Origin of the sequence: Saccharopolyspora oryzae (genome assembly GCF_027853915.1) — a bacterium.
GTDB classification, from domain to species: Bacteria; Actinomycetota; Actinomycetes; order Mycobacteriales; family Pseudonocardiaceae; genus Saccharopolyspora; species Saccharopolyspora oryzae.
The window spans coordinates 1-21629 of sequence record NZ_JAQGLA010000105.1 but is presented as its reverse complement, the minus strand read 5'-3'; the positions used below and the strand labels follow the sequence as shown (position 1 = coordinate 21629).

The following is a 21629-nucleotide window of genomic DNA, read 5'->3' as shown; positions in this document are numbered from 1 at the left end:
AGGTCACGCACCGCAGGTCGCCCGCGGCTGGCGACGATCTGGCGCCACACCCAGGCCACCTCCGGCTCGACCTCCCGGCCTTCGTCGAGACGTCCGGACAGCTCCGCTCCGATCACGGCGAACCGCTCCCGCCAGGTCCGCGCCTGGTGCAACCGCTCCCGCAGGCGCGCCGTACCGCGGCCCCAGAGGTCGTCGAGCGCGACGACGTGCTCGCGCAGCTCCGCGAGCGGGATCCCGAGCAAGGGGTGCGCGACCAGCGGCGACAGGCGGATCTGGATGCACGTGAGGTCTTCAGCGCGCGCCTGGAAGGCGTGGAAGCCGAGACCTGCGACCAGGCCCTCCGACCGCATCACGCCGGTCGCGCCGCGGATGTCGATCGGGCGGTCGCCGAACTCGACGGCCACGGTGACGGCCGGGTGGGGAATGGCGCGCAGTTCGACCGGACCGCGGATGTCGAACCCCGCCATGTCGACTCCGGGCAGCAAGGGAGCTCCCGGTGGCCGCGCGATCTCCCAGCCAGCAGTGGATTCGGCCGTCCGGCGAGCTGATCGCACACGGCGACTGTACGTGGCGACGGGAGCCGGGCGCTGACATTTCTCCAAGACGCGACGTTCCGGACACCGGAAAGCTGGTGGCCCACCGGGACGAACGGAGGATCCATGAGCGGAACGACCACCTCGCAGGAACCACGCGCCGGGGCGACACCGGGCCGTTCACGGTCGCGGAGTCGACGGCGGCGGATCACGCTGCTGGTCGCCGGAGGACTTGCGACCCTGCTGGCGTGGAACACGGTGGCCGTGCGCACGGAGACCGCCGAAGCATCCGGCGAGCAAGTTGTTCGCGTTCCTGGCGGGGACATTCACGTCGCGCAGTCCGGACCTGCCGACGCGCCCGCCGTGGTGCTCCTGCACGGCCTAGCCGGTTCGACGGCTTGGTGGGATCCGGTGCTCCCGGCCTTGCAAGGCCTGCACGTGGTGCGGATCGACCTGCTCGGGCACGGCGGATCGGCCAAGCCGACCGATGGCTACGGCATCGAGGAGCAGGCCGGACGGGTGGGCGCGGTGCTCGATCGGCTCGGAGTGCGCCGGGCGACCGTCGTCGGGCACTCCACCGGCGGTGCCGTCGCCACCTCGCTGGCCGAGCAGCGCCGCGACCTGGTCGGAGCGGTCGCGGTGATCGACACCGGCCCGCGGGCGGACGCCTTCCTCGGCGAGAGCTTCGTCGGCGATCTGATGACGACGCCGGTGATCGGCGAGCTGATCTGGCGGTTGCGCACCGACGGCGCGATCCGCGGTGCGATGAGCACCGCGTTCACCCGCGAGGTGCAAGTCCCCGACCAGCTCATCACCGACGTCCGGGGCCTGACCTACCGCAGCCTCAATGGGACCGACGAGGCGGTCGATGCGTACCTGGCGCAGCGGACGATCCCCGACCGCCTCGCCGACGTCGACCTGCCGACCTTGGTGATCTTCGGCGCGCAGGACCGGCGCTGGCAGCCGTCGTCCGCGCAGGACTACCGCCGGGTTCCGAAGGCACGGATCGAGATCCTCGACGGCGTCGGCCACACCCCGATGTTCGAAGACCCGGACACCACCGGGTCCCTCCTGCGCGACTTCGCCACCGGAACCGCACCACGCTGACCCGAACCGCTGCCGTACCCCGACACGCGACCGGCGTGTCGGACCACGACATGCCGACACCTGTGGACAGGCGCCCCTCGCTGTGGACAACTTCCGCAATTTCAATGGAAATCGGAGGTCTGATTTCCATTGAAATTGCGCCGCTCCGCACCGGAACCCCAGCGGCAGCCGATGGGTGAAGCTAGTACGACTCAGGGGTTTTCGGGATTGCCTGAGCGAGTTCTTGTTGCACACCAAGGATTTCGAACGCGCGAACGCCCGTCGGGCCGTGTCCCGATCTACTACACGAAAGTCCTATGTGGACCGAGAGGCCGAGATCGGCAGCAGTGCCAGCGCAAACTCGGCGAACACCACGCGGACGAGCAGGAACGTACGCCCAGAACCGACGACTTTGTGGTGGAAAATTTCCCACCAGCGCTCTCTGAACCGCGCAGAACGTATAAACCAGACAACTGGAAGATCCCTTGCGCCGCAACGGGTTTCGCCGATTCGGCAAGGTTCGATGCGCACTCTCGATAGCTGATCCAACACGTCGCGTGGTTCACCCATTCGGGTTAATGCTAATGGTCTTGTCCACCGGAAGCATCTCGGCAGACCCCCACGTACTCCCAGCTCATGGCGCTCTCCCCCGACGCAGAGCTGGAGCGGAAGGACAGAACATGCCCCGAGGTTCTCTGAAGCGAGGAATTCTCGCTTTAGCGGCGACGGCCCTGGCCGGGCTCGTGCTCGCCACCCCGATCGCCAGCGCCACGGCCACACCGCTCATCATCGGCGGGACCAAGGCGACGCAGACCTACAGCTTCATCGCCTCCATGCAGTCGAGCGACGGTCAGCACCACTGCGGCGCTTCCCTGATCGCCCCGCAGTGGCTCGTCACCGCCGCGCACTGCGTGAAGGACCAGAAGCCCAGCGACATCCACTACCGGATCGGGACGAGCGACCGCACCAGCGGCGGTGAGGTCGTCAAGCCGGACAAGTTCGTGGCCCACCCGCAGTACAAGGAGGACCAGGCCGGCTACGACATCGCCCTGGTCCACCTGTCCAAGTCGGCCGAGTCCGATCCGATCCAGATCGCTTCCTCGCAGCCGCAGCCCGGCACCGCGCTGCACCTGCTCGGCTGGGGTCAGACGTGCGGCACGCCCAAGTGCGGCGAACCGCCGGTGAACCTGAAGGAGCTGGAAACCAAGACGACCTCACCGTCGAAGTGCACCAGCGCGGACAACCCCTTCGACGCCTCGCGCGAGCTGTGCATCGACAACCAGGACGGCAAGGTGAGCGCCTGCTACGGCGACTCCGGCGGCCCGGCTGTGATCAACGAGGGCAGCGGTTACGCGCTGGTCGGCGCGACCAGCCGCGGACAGGCCGAGAACTGCGCGGACAAGCCCGGCATCTACACCGACGTCGTGGCGCACACCGACTGGATCAGCCAGACCATGAGCTCCGGCGGCTCGTCGGGGTCCTCCGAGGGCAAGCCGGGTAAGCCCGGCGGATCGCCCGGCGGATCACCCGGCAGCGAGCCGGGGAAGCCCGGGAAGATCATCTCGTCCTCGGGAAGCCGCGGTCTCTGACCCACCATCCGCAACGGGCGCGGGGCGGGAGGACCTCTCACGAGGTCTTCCCGCCCCGCACTTCGACGTCCTAGGCGTAACCGAGGCGGGCGGCGAGGGTTCTTGCCGCTTCGCTCACCGCTTGACCGAAGAGCGCCTCGGACTCCGGGGTCAGGCGGCTCACCGGGATGTTGACGCTGAGGCTGGCGATCGGCTTCTCCGGTCCCACGACGGCTGCCGCGACCGAGCCGACGTCGGTGCGCCACTCGCCGCGGTTGACCGCGAATCCGCGCTCCCGGATCCGCTCCAGCTCGGCGTGCATCTGGTCCGGATCGGTGATCGTGTTCTCGGTGTAGCGCGGGAGCTCGTCGGCGATCACGCGCTGGAGCACGTCAGCACCGCTGTGCGCGAGGACCGCCTTGCCGTTGGCCGAGGCGTGCAGCGGTAGCGCGTGCCCCAGCGACATGCTGATGCGCAGCGGCTTGGACGTTTCCAGGCGCTCGATCAGGACGACCTTGTCCTCCTCCGGCACGGTGAGGTGGATCGTCTCCTCGGTGCGCCGGCGCAGGTCCTCCATGATCGGCCGGGCCGCGTCGCGCAGGCCGAGGTCGCCGCTGGCCCGGCCGCCGATCGCGAGCGCCTTGGTGGTCAGCGCCCACCTCTTCACCTCGCCCTCCGCCGGACGGATCCACCCGGCCTCGTCGAGGGTGAGCAGCGCGCGCTGGACGGTGCTCTTCGGCATTCCCAGCATGCGGGACAGCTCGCCGACTCCGATCGGCTGCCGCGCCGCGACCTCTTCCAGCACCCGCAGCGTGTTCAGGACGTTGCGCACGGCCTTGACTCCCCCCGTCGCGATGCCTACCCTCTCGGCGCTTCAAAACGGCACAGCGTACCACCTCACGGCACAGAAGGGCTCGGTGTGCGATGACTGCCCGCAGCGGACGGCACTTCCTGCAGATCCCCGGACCGACCAACGTCCCCGACCGGATCCTGCGCGCCCTCGCGCAACCCACGATCGACCACCGCGGACCGGATTTCGCCGAGCTGGCGATGGACGTGCTCCGCCGGATCAAGCCGGTGTTCGGCACGACCGGTCCCGTCGTCATCTACCCGTCCTCGGGCACCGGCGCCTGGGAAGCCGCGCTGGTCAACACCCTGTCCCCGGGTGATCGCGTGCTCGCGTTCGAAACCGGCCACTTCGCCACCTTGTGGCGCGACATGGCCGAAGGTCTCGGACTGGTCGTCGACTTCGTCCCCGGCGACTGGCGGCACGGCGTCGACCCTGCGGTAGTCGCCGAGCACCTGGCCGCCGACCAGCAGCACAGCATCGCCGCGGTGATGGTCGTGCACAACGAGACCTCGACCGGGGTCACCAGCCGCGTGCCGGAGATCCGCTCGGCCATCGACGAAGCCGGCCACCCGGCGCTGCTGCTGGTCGACACGATCTCCTCGCTGGGTTCCATCGACTACCGGCACGACGAGTGGGGCGTGGACGTCGCGGTCGGCTGCTCGCAGAAGGGCCTGATGCTGCCGCCCGGTCTGGGGTTCAACGCGATCAGCCGGAAAGCCCTCGCTGCCGCGGAAAAGGCGCGGCTGCCGAAGTCGTACTGGAACTGGACGCCCGTCCTCGACGCCAACGAGCGCGGTAGCTTCCCGTACACCCCGCCCACCAACCTGCTCTACGGTCTGCGAGAAGCGTTGTCCCTCCTCGAATCCGAGGGACTTCCCGAGGTCTTCGCCCGGCACGACCGGCACGCCGCGGCGACCCGGGCCGCCGTCCGGGGCTGGGGTCTGGAGGTGCTGTGCGCGGACGAACGCGAGCACTCCAGCTCGCTGACCGCCGTGCTGCTGGCAGAGGAGCACGACGCGAACAAGGTGCGCCAGATCATCCTGGATCGCTTCGACATGTCTTTGGGAGCCGGGCTGGGCAAGCTCAACGGCCGCGTGTTCCGCATCGGCCACCTCGGTGACTTCAACGACCTAGCGCTGGCCGGCACCCTTTCCGGTGTCCACATGGGACTCCAGTTGGCCGGGGTGCCGATCGACCCGGCCGGGATCCAGACCGCGCTGGAGGCACTGCGCGCCTGACCGTCGCGAACGAAAGGACCTGCTATGACCGGCTCCCCCACCGCGCAGCAGACTCTCGGTTCACGTTTGGAGCGCGCGCTCCGCGACGCCCTGGACGGCGAGGTCGCCTTCGACGACTACACCCGCCACCTGTTCTCCCGCGACGCCAGCATGTACTCGATCACGCCGCTGGGCGTCGCCTTCCCGCACCACGCCGACGACGTCGCCGCAGCGGTGGAGATCGCCGCCGGGCTCGGCGTGCCGATCGTGCCCCGCGGCGCGGGAACCAGCCTGGTCGGCCAGACCGTGGGCCCCGGCCTGGTGCTCGACATGTCCCGGCACATGAACCGGATCCTGCACGTCGACCCGGTCGCGCGCACCGCGCTGGTCGAGGTCGGCGTGGTGCAGGACCAGCTCAACCGGGCCGCCGCCGAGCACGGGCTGATGTTCGGCCCGGACACCTCCACCAGCAACCGGGCCACCATCGGCGGGATGGTCGGGAACAACTCCGCGGGCAGCGGATCGCTGACCTACGGCATGACGATCGACCACGTGCGGGCGCTGGACGTGGTGCTCTCCGACGGCTCGCGAGCCCGGTTCGAGCCCGTCGACGAAGCCGAGCGGAGGCGCCGGGCATCGGCGGACACCCTCGAAGGCCGGATCTACCAAGGACTTCCGGCGCTGGTCGACGCCAATGCGGAGGTCATCCGGGCGAAGATGCCCGCGTTCTGGCGGCGCGCCTGCGGCTACCGGCTCGACCGGGTGGTGGGGTTCGGCGCGGAGAAGCCCTTCGACCTGGCGAAGTTCGTGGTCGGCGCGGAAGGAACGCTGGTCATCGCCACCCGAGCGCTGGTGGACCTGGTGCCCAAACCCGCGCGAACCGTCTACGCCGTCGGCCACTTCACCGACGCCGCCAGCGCCATCGCGGCCACCACCGACGCGCTGGCCTGCGATCCGCACCAGGTCGAGCTGATGGACCGGACGATCCTGGAGCTGTCCCGCCAGAAGATCGAGTTCGCCGACCTCGGCACCGTGCTCGTCGGCGACCCGGGTGCGCTGCTGTTCGTGTCCTTCGCCGGCGACGACGAGCAGCAGCTGATCGGCAAGCTCGACGAGCTGGACCGGCAGTGGCAGCGCAGCGGGCACGGTTACCACACGCTCCGCGCGGTCACCCCCGCCGAGCAGGCCGCGCTGCTGAAGGTCCGCAAGTCCAGCCTGGGCCTGCTGATGGCCGCGGGCGAAGGAACCCGCCGCCCGCTGGCGTTCGTCGAGGACACCGCCGTCGACCCGGTGCACCTGGCCGAGTACACGACGCGGTTCAAGGGGATCCTCGACGAGCACGGGATGGAGGCGGGTTTCTACGGGCACTGCTCGGTGGGCTGCCTGCACATCCGGCCGTTCGTCGACCTGACCGACCCCGACGAGGTCGCCAAGATGCGCACCGTCGCCGAGGCGGTCAAGGACCTGGTCGCCGAGTACGGCGGGGTGAACTCCAGCGAGCACGGCGACGGCCTGGCCCGCAGCGAGTTCAACCGTGAGATCTTCGGCGACGCGCTGTACGAGGCGATGCGCGAGGTCAAGCGCCTGTTCGACCCCGGTGGCGTGCTGAACCCGGGCAAGATCGTGGACGCGCCGTCGATGACCGAGAACCTGCGCGACCGCGATGCCCTCCCACCCGCACCACCGCTGCGGACGGCGTTGGAGTTCGAGGTCGTCGGAGGTATGCGCGGTGCGGCCGACCGGTGCATGAACATCGGCGCCTGCCGGAAGTCGACCGCGGGCGTGATGTGCCCGTCCTACATCGCGACGAAGAACGAGGAGCACTCCACCCGCGGCCGGGCCAACGCGCTGGTGAAAGCGCTGTCCGAACCGGACCCGCACGCCGCGCTCGGCGACGAGCGCCTGCACGAGATCCTCGACCTCTGCCTGATGTGCAAGGCGTGCAAGAGCGAGTGCCCGATGAGCGTGGACATGGCTTCGCTGAAGGCCGAAGCCCTCGCGCACCACCACGACGTCCACGGCACTCCGCTCCGGTCGCGGGTGTTCTCCTCGATCCGCGCGCTCAACCGGATCGGTTCGGCCGCTGCCCCGCTGTCGAACCTGCCGGGCCGGATCGGCTTCCTGCGCCGGATCCTGGACCGGGCGCTCGGCATCACCGCGCAACGCCCGCTGCCGGCGTTCCAGCGCGACAACCTGCTCCGCTGGTTCCACCGCAGGTCCCGGCCGAGCGACGGCACTCCGGTCACCTGGCTGGCGGATTCCTTCACCACCTACACCGAACCGCGCATCGGCCGGGCGGGCATCGAGCTGCTGGAACAGGCTGGTTGGCAGGTGAACCTCGCCGGCGGCGGTTGCTGCGGCCGTTCGAGCATGTCCAAGGGATTGCTCGACGACGCGAAGGAGAAGGCCGCCGCGCTGGTCTCGTCGCTGGCGCAGGACGACTCGCCGATCGTCGGCTGCGAGCCGTCCTGCGTGCTGATGCTCCGCGAGGAGCACACCGCGCTGCTGCCGGAGTCCACGTCGGTGCGCGCGGTGGCGGACCGGGTCAAGCAGGTCGAGGAGCTCCTCGTCGAGGCCATCGACGCCGGTCGGCTGGCACTTCGCGCGGACTCCCGGTTGGCCGGGCGGCGCATCGTCTTCCACGGTCACTGCCACCAGAAGGCCGAAGTCGGCACCGCCGCGACGGTCGCGCTGCTGCGCCGGATCCCGGGCGCCGAGGTCGTGGAGATCGATGCGGGCTGCTGCGGGATGGCGGGCTCCTTCGGCTTCGAGTCGGAGCACTACGCGACGTCGATGACCGTCGGCGGGGACCGGTTGTTCCCCGCGCTGGCGGGCGAATCCGACGACGTCGTGGTGGCCGCGACCGGGGTGTCCTGCCGGCAGCAGATCTTCCACGGCGCGGGGCGCACCGCGTGGCACCCGGTCGAGCTGGTGCGCGAAGCGGTGGAGGGCCGCGCGAACTCGGGTTGAGGCCCGGGAAATCCCGAGCCGATCACCCGTCCACTCGGCGCGTTCGAAGTGCTAGTCAGGAGCGCGACCCCGACCACAACTGCCAGATCCCGCAGACGCACCAAAGCATCAACCACCCCCTGCGAGCCAATGCCAGCCTCGAGGAGTGTCGATGTCCACACAGGTAGTCTCGATCATCGGCCTGGTTCTGATCTTCGCGTTAGCGACCCTGCGCTCGGTGAACATGGGAGCGGTGGCGTTCCTGGGCGCCTTCCTGCTCGGCACGTTCGCCTTCGGCCAGTCCAGCGACGACCTCTTCGCCGGATTCCCGGGTGATCTCTTCGCCACCCTGGTCGGCGTGACCCTGCTGTTCGCCGTGGCCAAGGCCAACGGCACGGTCGACTGGCTCATCCACAGCGGCGTTCGCGCCGTGCGCGGGCGAATAGCCCTCATCCCGTGGGTGATGTTCCTGGTCACCAGCCTGCTGACGATGGTCGGCGCCGTCGTCCCCGGTGCGGTGGCGATGATGGCGCCGATCGGCCTGAACTTCGCCACCCGCTACCGGATCAACCCGCTGCTGATGGGTCTGCTCATCATCAACGGCGCGAGCGCGGGCGGCTTCTCCCCGATCAGCATCTTCGGCAGCATCACCAACGGCGTCGTGGAACGCAGCGGCCTACCGGGCAACCCGGTGCTGCTGTGGCTCAGCTCGCTGCTGTTCAACACGGCGCTCAGCATCGCGGTGTTCTACATGTTCGGCGGAAAGCACCTGCTGGGACGGCGGGTCACCACCGAGCCCGATGAGCCCGAGGGCGGATCGGGCACGGCGACGGCGACCCGCGAGGTGACCACGTTGAACGCCCAGCGGATCGCGACGCTCACCGGTCTCGTCGCGCTGGCGGTCGGTGCGCTGGCGCTGGAGTTCGACGTGGGGCTGCTGTCGCTGAGCATCGCGACGATCATCGTGCTGCTGTGGCCCGACACCGCGAAGAAGTCCGTGTCCGAGGTCGCGTGGCCGACGGTGCTGCTGGTCTGCGGCGTGGTGACCTACGTGAGCTTGATGGAGAACATCGGGACCATCGAGTTCCTCGGCAACAGCGTCGTCGGCATCGGGGTCCCGCTGCTGGCCGCGTTCGTCATCTGCCTCATCGGCGGCGGCGTGTCCGCGTTCGCCTCGACCACCGGCATCCTCGGTGCGCTCATCCCGCTCGCGGTGCCGTTCCTGCAGACCGGTCAGGTCGGTGCGGTCGGCCTGATCATCGCCCTGGCGCTGTCCTCGTCGGTGGTCGACTCCTCCCCCTTCTCCACCAGCGGCGCGCTCGTCGTCGCCAGCACCCCGGAGGCCGAGCGCGACACCACGTTCAAGGGCCTGATGACCTGGGGAATGAGCATGATCGTGGTGGCGCCGGTGCTGACCGTCGCGATCTTCGTGCTCCCCGGCTGGCTCTGACATCACCGGCCCTGCGGTGGGTGTTTTGCCGGTCGTCCCGTGGAGTGCGCGGGATCTTCACCAGTTCATCCGATTCATCGACCGGAGGGACTTCAAACCTCCGTTTCCCCTGTTCGTGAGGTGAACACGGAGCGTGAACCGCTCGCTCGGGGACGGTCTCGGGAGGTGGCGTGACGGTGGTGTGACGGGGTGGTGACGGGTGTCTGTCGTACTCGCGGGCAGCGGCACGAGCCGCAGTCGGAATCTCGTGAACGGCGAACAAGGGGGAACCATGTTCGAACACCTGACGGTCGAGCTGCTTCCGGAGCGCAAGGCCCTCGGCGGCGGCTGGTGGGGCGGCTTCGGCGACATCGACCAGAACATCGCGGTCCTGCAGAACACCGACGTCGACGTCGACAACAACTCGTTCTGCGGCAACGTCCAAGTGACCGCCTTCAACAACGCGAGCATCAACCAGGGCGCCAACTAACCTCCCTGGCTCAGCCGAACCCCTGGCCGTCCACCGCAACCACGCGGTGGACGGCCAGTTCGTCGTGTCCACGATGGACACCCGAGCTCGCTGTACGAAGTCCCGCCCCGTCGCGCGACACCGCCCGCTCCGCGCAGGACCGAGATCACTCCGATCTTGGCCGATGCGGTCGTACCGGTGTACAAGATCTGAACAGTTGAGGGCGAGAAGTTCGGTTCACGCTCAGCACGCGTGAAATTTCGTTCGGCGATGCGACGGGAGACGGCATGTCACAGCCAGGCTCGGAACACCACGGCGTGCCAGCGGAGGGCATGGGTCGGCGGAAGTTCCTCGGCTTCCTGGTCGGAGGCACCAGCCTGGTCGCCGCCGCCCACGTGGGCCTGCTGGGCTCGTCGGCGGAGGCGGCCCCGGTCACCACCCCGGTGCCCGCGGACCTCTACGACCTCAACGACCTGCTCACCGCGGCCGCGCAACCGACCTCGCAGCTGATCAAGGTCGAGGTGCACGAGGACGGCACGGCCTCCTTCGAGATGCCCCGCGCCGAGGTGGGCCAGGGCATCACCACGTCCATCGCGATGATCATCGCCGAAGAGCTCGAGCTGCCGTTGGAGAAGGTCAACGTCACGCTGGCGCCCGCGCGGCCGGAGCTGGTGTGGAACCAGCTCACCGGCGGGTCGAACACCATCTTCGCGATGTACACCCCGGTCCGGGTCGCCGCCGCGCTGGCCAAGCAGGCGCTGCTGGAGGCCGCCGCCGTCCTGCTCGGCGACACCGTGGGCAGCCTGCAGGCCAAGGCGGGCGAGATCCTCGGCAGCGCCGGGAAGAAGCTGTCCTACGGCGAGGTCGTGCCGCGCGCAGCGGTGTCCAAGACCACCGCGCGCGAGGTGCAGCTCAAACCGGAGTCGAAGTTCCGCGTCATCGGCACGTCGCAGGGCCGCAAGGACGCCGTGGCCGCGGTGACCGGGCAGAAGAAGTTCGCGATGGACCTGGAGGTCGACGGCGCGCTGCCGGCGATGATCTGCCGTCCGCCGACCGTCGGCGGCAGCCCCGAGTCCGTGCTCAACGCCGCCGAGGTCAAGGCGATGAACGGCGTCACGCACGTGGAGAAGGTGCCCAGCGGCATCGCCGTGCGGGCGCACACCTTCGGCCAGTGCATCGACGCCATCCGCGCGCTCAAGGTGAAGTGGAAGCCGGGCCCGGTCGAGAACTCGTCCGACGAGTCGATCCGCGCCGAGCTGAAGTCGGCCGAGCTGCCGATGGCGGTGCCGCACCTGCCGGTGCTGGCCGAGACGATGGACTTCGACTTCACCTTCCACTTCCGCAGCGGTTCCCCGCTCGAACCGAACTCCGCCGTCGCCGACGTGCGCGACGGCAGCGCCACCATCTGGGCCTCGGCGAAGTCGCCGATCGCGGCCAAGCAGGAGATCGCCGCGACCTTGGGACTGCCTGCCAGCAAGGTGACGTTCAACGTCGTCGAGGGCGGCGGGTCGTTCGGCCGGAAGCTGTTCTTCGACGGCGCGCTGGAAGCGGCGATCGTCTCGAAGGCGTGCAAGGCGCCGGTGCGGTTGATGTGGCACCGCGCGGACGAACCCCGGCAGGGGCGCTCGCACCCGATGGTGACGGCCCGGGTCCGCGTCGCGCACGTCGGCGACGAGGTGCTGAGCTTCGAGCACCGGCACACCGGGGTGGCCGTCGACTTCACGCACGGCTTCGGCGAGGCGATCACCGCCTCCATCGGCACGATCCCGATCGCCGGCAACCTCAGCCTGGCCGAGACGATCTTCGAGACCACCCAGTTCATGCCGTACAACTTCGGCGTCATCAACCAGAAGCTGATGGAAACCGGTGAGCGCGACCGGTTCCCGACCAGCGCGGTCCGCAACGTCTACTCCCCCGACGTGCGCGCCGCCAACGAGCTGGTGGTCGACCAGATCGCGAAGAAGCTGGGCAAGGACCCCTACGAGTTCCGGATGGCCTACCTGCGCAAGGAGCGGGTCAAGAACGTCCTGAAGAAGGTCGCCGAGGAAGGCCAGTGGGGCCGGAAGATGCCTGCCGGGATGGCGCAGGGCATCGCGATCCACGAGGAGTACAAGGGCGCTTCGGCCTGCCTGGTGGAGATCGACTGCCGTCCGGAGACGGTCAACCGCAAGGTGCGCGACGCGGTGACCGGTCCGCTGGTCACGAAGGTCACCTTCGCCATCGACCCCGGGCTGGCGATCAACCCCAAGGGCGTGGAAGCGCAGATGCAGGGCGGCATCTCCGACGGGATCGCGCTGGCGCTGACCAACTCCAGCCACCTCGCCGACGGCCACTTCCTCGAGGCCAGCTGGGACAACACCGCCTACACGCGGCAGTGGAACACCCCGCGCGACATGCGGGTCTTCGTGGTGCCGACGGACAACCCGCCCGGTGGTGCGGGCGAAGCCGGCGTGGCTTCGGCGTTCGCCGCGACCGCCTGCGCCTACACCCGCGCGGTCGGGAAGTTGCCGCAGTACTTCCCGATCAACCACAACGATCCGCTGCACTTCGAGCCGAAGTCGTTCATCCCCCCGGTGCCGGCGTCGCCGACCGACGGCCTGAGCCACACCTACTGAGTCCTGGAGGTCCTAGCTGATGCCCACCCACACCTTCAAGGTCAACGGCGAGACGGTGACGGTCGAGGCCGAGGACGGCGAGCGCCTGCTCTGGGTGCTGCGCGACCTGCTCGGCATCCGCGGTCCGAAGTACGGCTGCGGGATCAACGTCTGCAAGGCGTGCACGTCGCACATCAACGGCAAGGCGTTCAACCCGTGCGCGGTGCCCGTCGGCGAGATCTCGGCCGACGACGAGGTGACCACGATCGAGGGCCTGCCCAAGACGGTCGGCAAGGACCTGCACCCGATGCAGGAGGCGTGGATCGAGCACGACGTCGCGCAGTGCGGCTACTGCCAGCCGGGGCAGATCATGGCGGCCGTGGCCAAGGTGAACCAGGCCCGCCGGGAGGGCCGCGACATCGACGATTCGCTGCTGGACGAGATCCGCAACGTCTGCCGGTGCGGCACCTACTACCGGATCCGCGAGGCGATCAAGGCCGGAGCGGAGAAGATGTGACAGCTGCTGGGCTTGCCCGTTCAGCCCCTCGTCGAACGGGCAAGCCCAGTGCTCACCGGGTGTTCCGCAGCCAGTTGCGCGCTGCTTGGACCCCTTCGGCGGTGATCTGGTGTCCTCCGGGGTGCCAGTGGGCGGTCACCTCGGCGGAGCGCTGTTCGAACTCCGCGACGAGTTCCTTCGCGGATTCCTCCGGTGCCATCGGGTCGCGCGTCCCGTTCGACAGCAGCACCCGGGTGCCGCTCAGGTCGACGGCGGGCGGCTCGGGCACCGGCAGCATCGCCGCGAACGCGACGACCTCGGTGATCGCGTCGGGGCGCAGCAACGCCGTCGCAGCAGCGATGTTCGCGCCGTTGGAGAAGCCGACGGCGACCATCCGCCGCTCGTCCAACCCGTAGTCGCTGCGCGCTCCGAGGACGAAGTCGGCGAGCTGGTCGGCGCGGACCACGACGTCCTCGTGGTCGAAAACGCCTTCGCGCAGCCGCCGGAACCAGCGCGCCATGCCGTTCTCCGACACCGGCCCGGCAGGAGCGAGCAGGGCCGAGTCCGGACTGATCTCGTTCGCCAGCCCCATCAGGTCCTCCGGGCTGCCACCGGTGCCGTGCAACAGCAGCAGCACCGGCGCATCCGCGGATCCTTCGACGAAGCGGTGTCGCAAGGTGTTCATCGCCGCGCAGCCAGCCTTTCGGCGACCTCGGGGTTGTTCTCGTCGGGCAGGTCCAGCTTCGGCAGCGCCGCCTGGATCTCCTTGCGCTTGGGCTCCAACCACGGCGGCAGCTTCAGCGAGCGGCCCAGTTCCAGCAGCGGCTCGTCCACGCCGAAGCCGATGTCGTCGGTGGCGATCTCCTGCAGGACCCCGCCGGGCTCGCGGAAGTAGATCGAGTGGAAGTACTGGCGGTCCAGGATGGACGTCACGTCGTACCCCTTGCCGACCAGCTCTTCGCGCCAGGCCAGCTGGGTCGCGTCGTCCGGCACCCGCCAAGCGATGTGATGCACCGTTCCGCCCGCGACCAGACCGCGCGGCGCGGCCGGGTCCACCCGCACGTCGACCAGCGCGCCCGGTCCGCCGTCGCCGGCGGCGAAGCGCAGCCGGTCGCCGTCCTGGTGCAGGAACCGCAGCCCCAGGTCGTCGACGAGCGTGTCGGCGGTCCCGGTCTCCTCCGCGACGGTCATCGTCACCGAGTGCAGGCCGCGGATGGCGTGCTCGCCCGGCACCAGCGGCGTGTCCCACGGAGCGCGCGGGTCTGGCTGCTGGTGGGCGACCAGGGCGATCGACAGGCCGTCGGGGTCGCGGAAGCTGAGGGTGTCCTCCTCGTCGGAGGTCATGACCCGGCTGGTCTGCACACCGGCGGCTTCGAGGTGCTGCTTCCACCAGCCGATGGAGTTCGCCGGGACCGAGAAGGACGTCGTGGTCGCCTGGCCCGTGCCGAGCCGGCCGTTCGCGACGCCGTCCCACGGGAAGAAGGTCATCAGCGAGCCCGGCTTGCCCTCGCCGTCGCCGTAGTACAGGTGGTACGTGCCCGGATCGTCGAAGTTGACCGTGGTCTTGACCAGGCGCAACCCGAGGGTGCGCAGGTAGAAGTCGGCGTTGCGCTGCGGGTTCCCGCCGATGGCGGTGACGTGGTGCAGGCCGCTGGGACTGATCGACATGACCGCCTCCTGCGGTTCGTGGGTGGACTCGCGGTTCGGGTGGGGGTCGGCTGGGCATCCGGCCTCAGGTCACCGGATGCCCAGCCGATCGATCAGGCGCGGCCGTTCTTCAGGGCCTGCGCGACGCCGACGACGCGGCGCGCCTGCACGGCCGCGGCCTTGCGGGTGGTGTCGTCGACCTGGTTCGCACCCTGCGCGTCGACGTGGCTGGTGCCGTAGGGGTTGCCGTCGGCGAACTTCGCGCCGTCGGTGTAGCCCGGGGCGACCACGATGCCGCCGAAGTGGTGGAAGGTGTTGTACAGCGCCAGCAGCGTCGACTCCTGGCCACCGTGGGTGGTCGAGGTCGAGGTGAAGCCGCTGTAGACCTTGTCGGCCAGCTGGCCCTGCGCCCACTGCCCGCCCAGGGTGTCGATGAACTGCTTCAGCTGGGACGAGATGTTGCCGAAGCGGGTCGGGGAACCGAACAGCACGGCGTCGGCCCACACCACGTCGTCGGCGGTGGCCTCGGGGATCTCGCGGGTGGCGTCGACGTTGGCGCGCCACGCGGGGTTGCTGTCGATCGCCACGTCGGGGGCGAGCTCGGTGACGCGGCGCAGCCGGACCTCGGCGCCCGCGGCCTCGGCCTCGGCGGCCAGGGTCTTGGCGATCTCGGTACCGATACCGGTCGACGAGTAGTAGATGATGCTCAGCTTCACGGCGTCGCTCACAGCAAACAACTCCTGTTCACAGGACGGGCGGGGAACGCCATCAACCTCTTACGCGGCAGACGCTACCGCGCTCATCTCTTCTGCGCAAGACTTATCCGAAGAAGAATCTTCCGGTAAGCTGTGACCAGGAAAGAAGGAGGCGCACGTGAACGAGAAGGGTTCTCCCAGCAGCCGGACCGACGACGAGGTCATCACCTGGTGGGGGTTGGTCATCGAGGGCTACCACGCCACCCAGGAGCGCCTGATGAACGAGATCAACGACCGCGTCGAACTGGCGCCCGGTTCGTTCGACATCGTGATCAGGCTGCTGCGCTCCCCCGACCACCGGCTGCCGATGACCCAGCTGGCGGCGGAGGCCGCGCTCAGCAGCGGCGGCTTCACCAAGGTCGCCGACCGCCTCACCAAGGCCGACCTGATCCGCCGCGAACCGTGCGAGACCGACCGCCGCGTCACCTACGCGACCCTCACCGAGCACGGGCTCGACGTAGCTCAGCGCGCCCGCACGGCCTGCGCCGAAGTGCTTCGCGAACGGGTGCTGTCACCGCTCGCCGCGGAACGGGCGGGAGAGCTCGCCGAAGCCATGCGCACTCTGCGCACCACGAACGCACCGTGAGCACTTTCCGGTGCTATAGCGACGAAAAGTGCTCACGGGTCCGTGCTGATCAGCCGCGCTTCTGGTTGGCCATCTCCTGAAGCCTGGCGAAGGCGGCGGATCGGGGTTGCTCGACCGGCGGCACCAGCGGTTCCGCCTCGTCGAGCACCTGCGGTTCACCCATGAGCGCGATGCGGTCGTGGTCGATCCGCCGGTACTGCTGGACCAGCTGCACGCCCGCGGGGCGGCCGAGCTCGTAGACCTCGGTGAACACCGCCCCTTCCTGTTCGCCGCCGTCCAGCCTCTCGCCGCCCCAGACCAGCGCGACGAACATGGCGGCTCGGTCGACCGCCGCGAGCTGCTCGCGACCGAGGTCCAGGCCGCCGCCCACCGTGGGGTCGTCCTCGTCGTCGACCAGGCTCCACATCTCGGGCGAGCCGTCTTCGCCCACGACCGCGGCGAACGGGGTCATGACGGCCGGCTCCGGCTCCAGGCACTCGATCCCGATGCCGATCACGTCCAGCGCGAACCGCTTCGCTTCCGAGCTCAGGTGGGGAAATTCGACCCGCTGCCGGTCGGCCGGCACCAGCGGCTCCACCGCGTCGTCGAACAGCATCGGGTTGCCGATGAGGACGATCTCGCCGCCGCGGCGCTCGTAGCGCTGGCACAGGTGCACGCCCGCCGGGCGGCCCAGCTCGTAGGCCTCGACGAACACCGCCTCGGTCCGGCCGCCGTCGCCGGTGAAGTAGCCGTCGTGGACCAGCGCGACGCAGTGCGGGTCGTCGTCGAGTTCGCGGAGCTTCCGGCGGCCGAGGGCCACCATGTCCTCCTGCGTCCACGAGTCGTCGTCCTCGTCGCCGATGAACTTCGCGATCCCCTTCTCGCCGTTCTCGCCCAGGGTGGCCGCGAACGGTATGAACGGGCCCTCGCCCTGCTTGACGTGTTCCACGCCGAAGTCGACGGTCTCGAAGAGGAACGCGGTGGAGGCGTTGTCCAGGTTGTGGAGCGTGGGGCAGTCGGCCGGGTTCATGCGCATCTCCGGCCTTTCCGGGGGTGCAATCGGGATTCGTTGATCAACACCCCGGTCACGCTAGCAGCGACCGAGTTCCGCGGAGGGCGTTTTCAGGAGCTCGGTGAAATCCACAGTGGACGCGGTGGTGACCTGGCCGCCCACCGCGCGCAGCAGCGGTGGGCGGCCAGGGGTTGAGCCGATTCAGAACCGTCAGAAGGCGTGCTGGTTCACGTTGGCGTTGTTGAACGCCGTCACGTCGACGTCACCGAAGCAGGAGTCGTTGTCGACGTCGACATCGACGTTCTGCAGGACGTCGAGGTCCTGGTCGATGTCGCCGAAGCCGCCCCACCAGCCGCCGCCGAGGGCCTTGCGCTCCGGAAGCAGCTCCACCGACAGGTGTTCGAACATGGTTCCCCCTAGTTCGCTTTCACGAGAATTCCGACAGCGGCAGCAGCCGCTGACGGGAAGTACGCCAGACACCCGTCACCACCCCGTCACAGCCCCATCACCCCGAATCGCGGGACATCCCGGACAACCCGGCACTACGCTGCGTGTTCGCAATGTGACCAGGCCAAACGAAGGTTTGAAGACGCGCACATCGATGAATCGGATGAACTCCGGAACCACGATCGGGTTCCCTCGCGCCGGGCCCTGACCTACACTATTCCAAGGAAGATTGGAGTAACGGTGGGTGACCGGGACGCGAGGAATGCGCTGTTCGACCAGTTCGCCCGCGTGGGCAAGGCGCTGGGCAGCGGGAAGCGGCTGGAACTGCTCGACCTGCTCGCGCAGGGCGAGCGCACGGTCGAGGCGTTGGCACGCGCAGCGCAGCTGGGCACGACCACGGCTTCCGCGCACCTGCAAACGCTCAAGCAGGCGAACCTGGTCGCCACCCGCCGCGAAGGCACCAAGATCTACTACCGCCTCGCCGGGACCGACGTGGCTGCGCTGTACGCGCTGGTGCGGACCGTGGCCAGCACGCACCTGCCCGATGTGGCGGCGGCCCGCACCGCCTACCTCGGCTCCGACGATGCCGAGCCGGTCAGCCGCGAGGAACTGCTCCGCCGGGCCGAGTCCGGCGACGTCGTCGTGCTCGACGTCCGCCCCCGCGAGGAGTACGAAGCCGGGCACATCCCGGGCGCGGTGTCGATCCCGGTGGACGAGCTGGCCGACCGGCTCGGGGAGATCCCGGCCGATCAGGAGGTCGTCGCCTACTGCCGCGGCAGCTTCTGCGTGCTCTCCCACGACGCTGTGCGGCTGCTGACCGCCCACGGCCGCAGCGCCCGGCGGCTCGCCGACGGAATGCTCGAATGGCAGCTGGCCGAGCTGCCGGTGGAAACGACCTGACGACCAGCCGACCCCACGCGGCGATCCACCGAATGCGAGGCACCATGACCGACGACTTGAGCCGTGCTCAACGTGACCACTGGCAGTCCACCTACCAGCGCAATCCCCACATGTACGGCTACGAGCCGTCCGAACCCGCCAAGCAGGTGGCCGACGCCTTCCCCACCGGCGGCACCGTCCTCGAACTGGGCGCCGGGCACGGCCGCGACAGCCTCCACTTCGCCCAGCGCGGATTCTCCGTGCACGCCATGGATTTCAGCCCGGACGGCCTGGCCCAACTCCGCGACCGCGCCGAGCAGGACGGGCTGATCGACCGCATCACCACCACCGTCCACGACGTCCGCACCCCGATCCCGCTCCCCGACTCCAGCGTGGACGCCGTGTTCGCGCACATGCTGCTGTGCATGGCGCTGTCCACCGAGGAGATCCACGCGCTGGTCGCGGAGGTCCGACGAGTTCTGCGCCCCGGCGGCACTTTCGCCTACACCGTGCGCCACACCGGCGATGCCCACTACGACGCCGGCATCGCGCACGGCGACGACATCTACGAGCACGGTGGTTTCGCCGTGCACTTCTTCGACCGCACCCTGGTCAACTCCCTCGCGCAGCAGTGGACCCCGCCCGAGGTCCACGCCTTCGAGGAGGGCGGTCTGCCGCGCCGCCTGTGGCGCATCACCCAGACCAAGCCACGCTGATCCCGCCCCGGTCCCCCGACGCACCGGTGGAGCCGCCTGCCCGAAAGGCCTTGCTGTGCCCGCTGCAGTTCATCCAGCCCAGAAGCGCATCCTCGCCGTTCTCGTGGCGACCCAAGTCCTCAGCGGAGCCGGTCTCGCCGCAGGCGTCACCGTCGGGGCGCTGCTGGCGCAGGAGATGCTCGCCAGCACCAGCCTGTCCGGGCTGCCCAGCGCGCTGTTCACCATCGGCTCCGCTGCCGCCGCGGTCGTCGTCGGGCGCGCCTCGCAGCGATTAGGCCGCCGCGTCGGGCTTTCCGTCGGCTACGCCGCTGGAGCGGTGGGCAGCGTCGGGGTCGTCATCGCTTCTGCCGCCGGTAGCGTGCCGCTGCTGTTCCTGTCGCTGTTCGTCTACGGCTCCGGCACCGCGACCAACTTGCAGGCCCGCTACGCCGGAGCCGATCTCGCCGCACCGCAGCACCGGGGCCGGGCCGTGAGCACCGTCCTGGTGGCGACCACCGTCGGATCGGTGGCCGGCCCGAACCTGGTCACCGCGACGGGCCGGTTGGCCGATTCGCTGGACATCCCGCGGCTGGCCGGACCGTTCATCCTCGCCGCGGTCGCCTACGCGGCGGCTGCGGCGGTGCTGTGGATCATGCTCCGCCCCGATCCCCTGATCACCGCGCGGGCCATCGCCGCCGAGGAGCAGGAATCCGGCGGGCGAACACCGGACGCGGACGGCAATCGCGCGCACCTGGTGCTCGGCGCATCCGTCATGGTGCTCACCCAGCTCATCATGGTCGCGATCATGACCATGACGCCGATCCACATGCAGCACAACGGCCACGACCTCGGCGCCGCCGGTCTGGTCATCGCCGTGCACGTGGCCGGGATGTACCTGCCGTCCCCGTTCAGCGGGCTGCTCGTGGACCGCTTCGGGCGCCTGACCGTCGCCGCCGCCTCCGGCGTCACCCTCCTCGCGGCCGGTCTGATCGCCGCCTTCGCGCCACCGCACTCCACCGCCCTGATCGCCCTGGCCCTCGGTCTGCTCGGCCTGGGCTGGAACTTCGGCCTGATCAGCGGAACCACGATCATCTCCGACACGGTCCCGCTGGCCACCCGGGCCAGGACCCAGGGCAAGATCGACGTCGCGATCGCCCTCGCCGGGGCCGGCGGGGGCATGGCCTCCGGCCTCGTCGTGGCCACCACCAGCTACGCGACCCTCGCGATCATCAGCGGAGTCCTGGCCCTGGCCGTGATCCCAGCAGTGGCCCGAACCGCCCGCGCCTGACCTCCCACCACTCCTCCGCGGCCCCCGGCCTCAGCCATTTGACTCGCGCGGCAACCTCTTGCATGGAAGATACTTGAGGAGTACCGTCAGCGGCATCGCCGCGGAGCGCGGTATTCGATGCATGCACATGCAAGTTGGAGGGATTCCGATGCCAGCGATCACGGTGGGCGACGTTCTGACCCTTCCCTCGGTCGGAGAAGTGCAGCCGCAAGCCCGGGAGCGCGAAGTGGTCTCGGTGACCACCGCTCCTCGCGGTTACGAGGGCGAGGGATTCCCGGTCCGCCGCGCCTTCGCGAGCGTGAGCCTCGCTGCGCTGGACCCGTTCATCCACATGGACCAGATGGGCGAGGTCGAGTACGCACCCGGCGAGCCCAAGGGCACGCCGTGGCACCCGCACCGCGGTTTCGAGACGGTCACCTACATGCTCGACGGGGTGTTCCGCCACCAGGACTCGCACGGCGGCGGTGGTCTGATCACCAACGGCGACACCCAGTGGATGACCGCGGGCGCCGGGCTGCTGCACATCGAGGAGCCGCCCGAGGAGATCGTGATGAAGGGCGGCCTGTTCCACGGCATCCAGCTCTGGGTGAACCTGCCGTCCGAGCAGAAGATGACCACCCCGAAGTACCAGGACATCCGCGGCGGCGAGGTCGCCCTGCTGCGTTCGCCCGACGGCGGCGCCTACCTGCGGGTGATCGCCGGCGAGGTCGCCGGGCACCAGGGCCCCGGCAGCACCCACACCCCGATCACGGTGGCGCACGCGACGCTCTCCCCCGGCGCCCAGCTCCGGCTGCCGTGGCAGCCCGACTACAACGCGCTGGTCTACGTCCTGGCCGGGTCCGGCTCGGTCGGTCTCAACGGTCGGCCCATCACCGCCGGGCAGCTGGCAGTCTTCGGCCCCGGCGACGTCGTGAGCCTGGGAGCCGACCGGACCCAGGAGAGCCGGAGCCCGGAGATGGAGGTGCTCGTCCTGGGCGGCCGCCCCATCCGCGAGCCCATCGCCGCCTACGGCCCGTTCGTCATGAACACCAAGGAGGAGGTCTACCAGGCGTTCGAGGACTTCCAAGCCGGGCGGCTGGGAACCGTTCCCTCCGACGACCACCCGGGCCACGACGTCCTCTGACGGTGACACGACGCGGCGCGGGTCGGG

Annotated in this window: 19 protein-coding genes and 1 pseudogene; 13 read left to right on the top strand and 7 right to left on the bottom strand. The window is 69.4% G+C overall.

Annotated elements, in window-relative coordinates:
• A pseudogene (locus tag OU415_RS34310) lies at positions 1–467 on the bottom strand (AraC family transcriptional regulator); the annotation flags it as partial.
• A 192-nt stretch (positions 468–659) separates the two neighbouring features.
• Here OU415_RS34310 and OU415_RS34305 point away from each other — a divergent pair.
• Positions 660–1640: an alpha/beta fold hydrolase gene (locus OU415_RS34305; RefSeq protein ID WP_270953761.1), complete on the top strand. Its 981-nt coding sequence runs from the start codon at positions 660–662 to the stop codon at positions 1638–1640.
• Between the two features lie 659 nt (positions 1641–2299).
• Entirely contained in the window at positions 2300–3208 is a 909-nt protein-coding gene (locus OU415_RS34300) for a S1 family peptidase (RefSeq protein ID WP_270953760.1), read from the top strand.
• Between the two features lie 70 nt (positions 3209–3278).
• Here the strand turns inward: OU415_RS34300 and OU415_RS34295 are convergent, their stop codons facing one another.
• Positions 3279–4019, bottom strand: a complete 741-nt coding sequence (locus tag OU415_RS34295) for an IclR family transcriptional regulator (RefSeq protein WP_270953759.1) — start codon at positions 4017–4019, stop codon at positions 3279–3281.
• 92 nt (positions 4020–4111) lie between these two features.
• On the opposite strand from OU415_RS34295, the gene OU415_RS34290 reads away from it, so the two are divergent.
• The 6 genes from OU415_RS34290 to OU415_RS34265 all read left to right on the top strand — a co-directional run bounded on the left by OU415_RS34290 (position 4112) and on the right by OU415_RS34265 (position 13212).
• Positions 4112–5275 carry a pyridoxal-phosphate-dependent aminotransferase family protein gene (locus tag OU415_RS34290; RefSeq protein WP_270953758.1) on the top strand — a complete coding sequence of 388 codons (1164 nt, stop codon included), beginning with the start codon at positions 4112–4114 and terminating at the stop codon, positions 5273–5275.
• A gap of 24 nt (positions 5276–5299) precedes the next feature.
• Positions 5300–8224 carry an FAD-binding and (Fe-S)-binding domain-containing protein gene (locus OU415_RS34285; protein WP_270953757.1) on the top strand — a complete coding sequence of 975 codons (2925 nt, stop codon included), beginning with the start codon at positions 5300–5302 and terminating at the stop codon, positions 8222–8224.
• A gap of 151 nt (positions 8225–8375) precedes the next feature.
• On the top strand, positions 8376–9653 hold the full coding sequence (locus OU415_RS34280; protein ID WP_270953756.1) for an SLC13 family permease: 1278 nt from the start codon (positions 8376–8378) through the stop codon (positions 9651–9653).
• A gap of 271 nt (positions 9654–9924) precedes the next feature.
• Positions 9925–10122, top strand: coding sequence for a hypothetical protein (locus tag OU415_RS34275; protein WP_270953755.1), 198 nt, complete (start codon positions 9925–9927; stop codon positions 10120–10122).
• Between the two features lie 266 nt (positions 10123–10388).
• Positions 10389–12716, top strand: coding sequence for a molybdopterin cofactor-binding domain-containing protein (locus tag OU415_RS34270; RefSeq protein WP_270953754.1), 2328 nt, complete (start codon positions 10389–10391; stop codon positions 12714–12716).
• Between the two features lie 19 nt (positions 12717–12735).
• A complete protein-coding gene (locus tag OU415_RS34265; protein WP_270953752.1) occupies positions 12736–13212 on the top strand; it encodes a (2Fe-2S)-binding protein in 477 nt (158 codons plus the stop codon).
• Positions 13213–13264: 52 nt separating this feature from the next.
• Here OU415_RS34265 and OU415_RS34260 read toward each other — a convergent pair whose 3' ends face one another.
• From OU415_RS34260 to wrbA, 3 genes are all read right to left on the bottom strand, one after another.
• Positions 13265–13876 carry an alpha/beta hydrolase gene (locus tag OU415_RS34260; protein WP_270953751.1) on the bottom strand — a complete coding sequence of 204 codons (612 nt, stop codon included), beginning with the start codon at positions 13874–13876 and terminating at the stop codon, positions 13265–13267.
• Positions 13873–14859 (bottom strand): ring-cleaving dioxygenase, encoded by a 987-nt coding sequence (locus tag OU415_RS34255; protein ID WP_270953750.1) that lies wholly within the window; start codon positions 14857–14859, stop codon positions 13873–13875. Before OU415_RS34255 ends, OU415_RS34260 begins: the two co-directional genes overlap by 4 nt.
• Positions 14860–14951: 92 nt before the next feature.
• Complete coding sequence (gene wrbA, locus OU415_RS34250) at positions 14952–15566, bottom strand: NAD(P)H:quinone oxidoreductase (RefSeq protein WP_270953749.1); 615 nt, start codon at positions 15564–15566, stop codon at positions 14952–14954.
• Between the two features lie 145 nt (positions 15567–15711).
• Here wrbA and OU415_RS34245 point away from each other — a divergent pair, with 145 nt between their 5' ends.
• Positions 15712–16179, top strand: coding sequence for a MarR family winged helix-turn-helix transcriptional regulator (locus OU415_RS34245; RefSeq protein ID WP_270953748.1), 468 nt, complete (start codon positions 15712–15714; stop codon positions 16177–16179).
• Between the two features lie 49 nt (positions 16180–16228).
• Here OU415_RS34245 and OU415_RS34240 read toward each other — a convergent pair whose 3' ends face one another.
• On the bottom strand, positions 16229–17188 hold the full coding sequence (locus OU415_RS34240; protein WP_270953747.1) for a hypothetical protein: 960 nt from the start codon (positions 17186–17188) through the stop codon (positions 16229–16231).
• A 192-nt stretch (positions 17189–17380) separates the two neighbouring features.
• Entirely contained in the window at positions 17381–17578 is a 198-nt protein-coding gene (locus OU415_RS34235; RefSeq protein WP_270953746.1) for a hypothetical protein, read from the bottom strand.
• A 279-nt stretch (positions 17579–17857) separates the two neighbouring features.
• Here OU415_RS34235 and OU415_RS34230 point away from each other — a divergent pair, with 279 nt between their 5' ends.
• From OU415_RS34230 to OU415_RS34215, 4 genes are all read left to right on the top strand, one after another.
• Positions 17858–18517, top strand: coding sequence for an ArsR/SmtB family transcription factor (locus OU415_RS34230; protein WP_270953745.1), 660 nt, complete (start codon positions 17858–17860; stop codon positions 18515–18517).
• A gap of 44 nt (positions 18518–18561) precedes the next feature.
• The gene (locus OU415_RS34225) at positions 18562–19212 is read left to right on the top strand and encodes a class I SAM-dependent methyltransferase (RefSeq protein WP_270953744.1); all 651 of its coding nucleotides are present in this window, start codon (positions 18562–18564) and stop codon (positions 19210–19212) included.
• 103 nt (positions 19213–19315) lie between these two features.
• Positions 19316–20479, top strand: a complete 1164-nt coding sequence (locus OU415_RS34220; protein ID WP_270953742.1) for an MFS transporter — start codon at positions 19316–19318, stop codon at positions 20477–20479.
• A 148-nt stretch (positions 20480–20627) separates the two neighbouring features.
• Positions 20628–21602: a pirin family protein gene (locus tag OU415_RS34215; protein WP_270953740.1), complete on the top strand. Its 975-nt coding sequence runs from the start codon at positions 20628–20630 to the stop codon at positions 21600–21602.
• Positions 21603–21629: the final 27 nt, after the last annotated feature.

What these genes read in the sequence shown, in the direction of transcription:
- OU415_RS34290 (WP_270953758.1), top strand. Translation starts at nt 4,112, where the DNA reads ATGACTGCCCGCAGCGGACGGCACTTCCTGCAGATCCCCGGACCGACC.
- OU415_RS34235 (WP_270953746.1), bottom strand. Translation starts at nt 17,578, where the DNA reads ATGTTCGAACACCTGTCGGTGGAGCTGCTTCCGGAGCGCAAGGCCCTC.
- OU415_RS34300 (WP_270953760.1), top strand. Translation starts at nt 2,300, where the DNA reads ATGCCCCGAGGTTCTCTGAAGCGAGGAATTCTCGCTTTAGCGGCGACG.
- OU415_RS34270 (WP_270953754.1), top strand. Translation starts at nt 10,389, where the DNA reads ATGTCACAGCCAGGCTCGGAACACCACGGCGTGCCAGCGGAGGGCATG.
- OU415_RS34225 (WP_270953744.1), top strand. Translation starts at nt 18,562, where the DNA reads ATGACCGACGACTTGAGCCGTGCTCAACGTGACCACTGGCAGTCCACC.
- OU415_RS34215 (WP_270953740.1), top strand. Translation starts at nt 20,628, where the DNA reads ATGCCAGCGATCACGGTGGGCGACGTTCTGACCCTTCCCTCGGTCGGA.
- OU415_RS34280 (WP_270953756.1), top strand. Translation starts at nt 8,376, where the DNA reads ATGTCCACACAGGTAGTCTCGATCATCGGCCTGGTTCTGATCTTCGCG.
- OU415_RS34240 (WP_270953747.1), bottom strand. Translation starts at nt 17,188, where the DNA reads ATGAACCCGGCCGACTGCCCCACGCTCCACAACCTGGACAACGCCTCC.
- OU415_RS34260 (WP_270953751.1), bottom strand. Translation starts at nt 13,876, where the DNA reads ATGAACACCTTGCGACACCGCTTCGTCGAAGGATCCGCGGATGCGCCG.
- OU415_RS34305 (WP_270953761.1), top strand. Translation starts at nt 660, where the DNA reads ATGAGCGGAACGACCACCTCGCAGGAACCACGCGCCGGGGCGACACCG.
- OU415_RS34255 (WP_270953750.1), bottom strand. Translation starts at nt 14,859, where the DNA reads ATGTCGATCAGTCCCAGCGGCCTGCACCACGTCACCGCCATCGGCGGG.
- OU415_RS34275 (WP_270953755.1), top strand. Translation starts at nt 9,925, where the DNA reads ATGTTCGAACACCTGACGGTCGAGCTGCTTCCGGAGCGCAAGGCCCTC.
- OU415_RS34265 (WP_270953752.1), top strand. Translation starts at nt 12,736, where the DNA reads ATGCCCACCCACACCTTCAAGGTCAACGGCGAGACGGTGACGGTCGAG.
- OU415_RS34285 (WP_270953757.1), top strand. Translation starts at nt 5,300, where the DNA reads ATGACCGGCTCCCCCACCGCGCAGCAGACTCTCGGTTCACGTTTGGAG.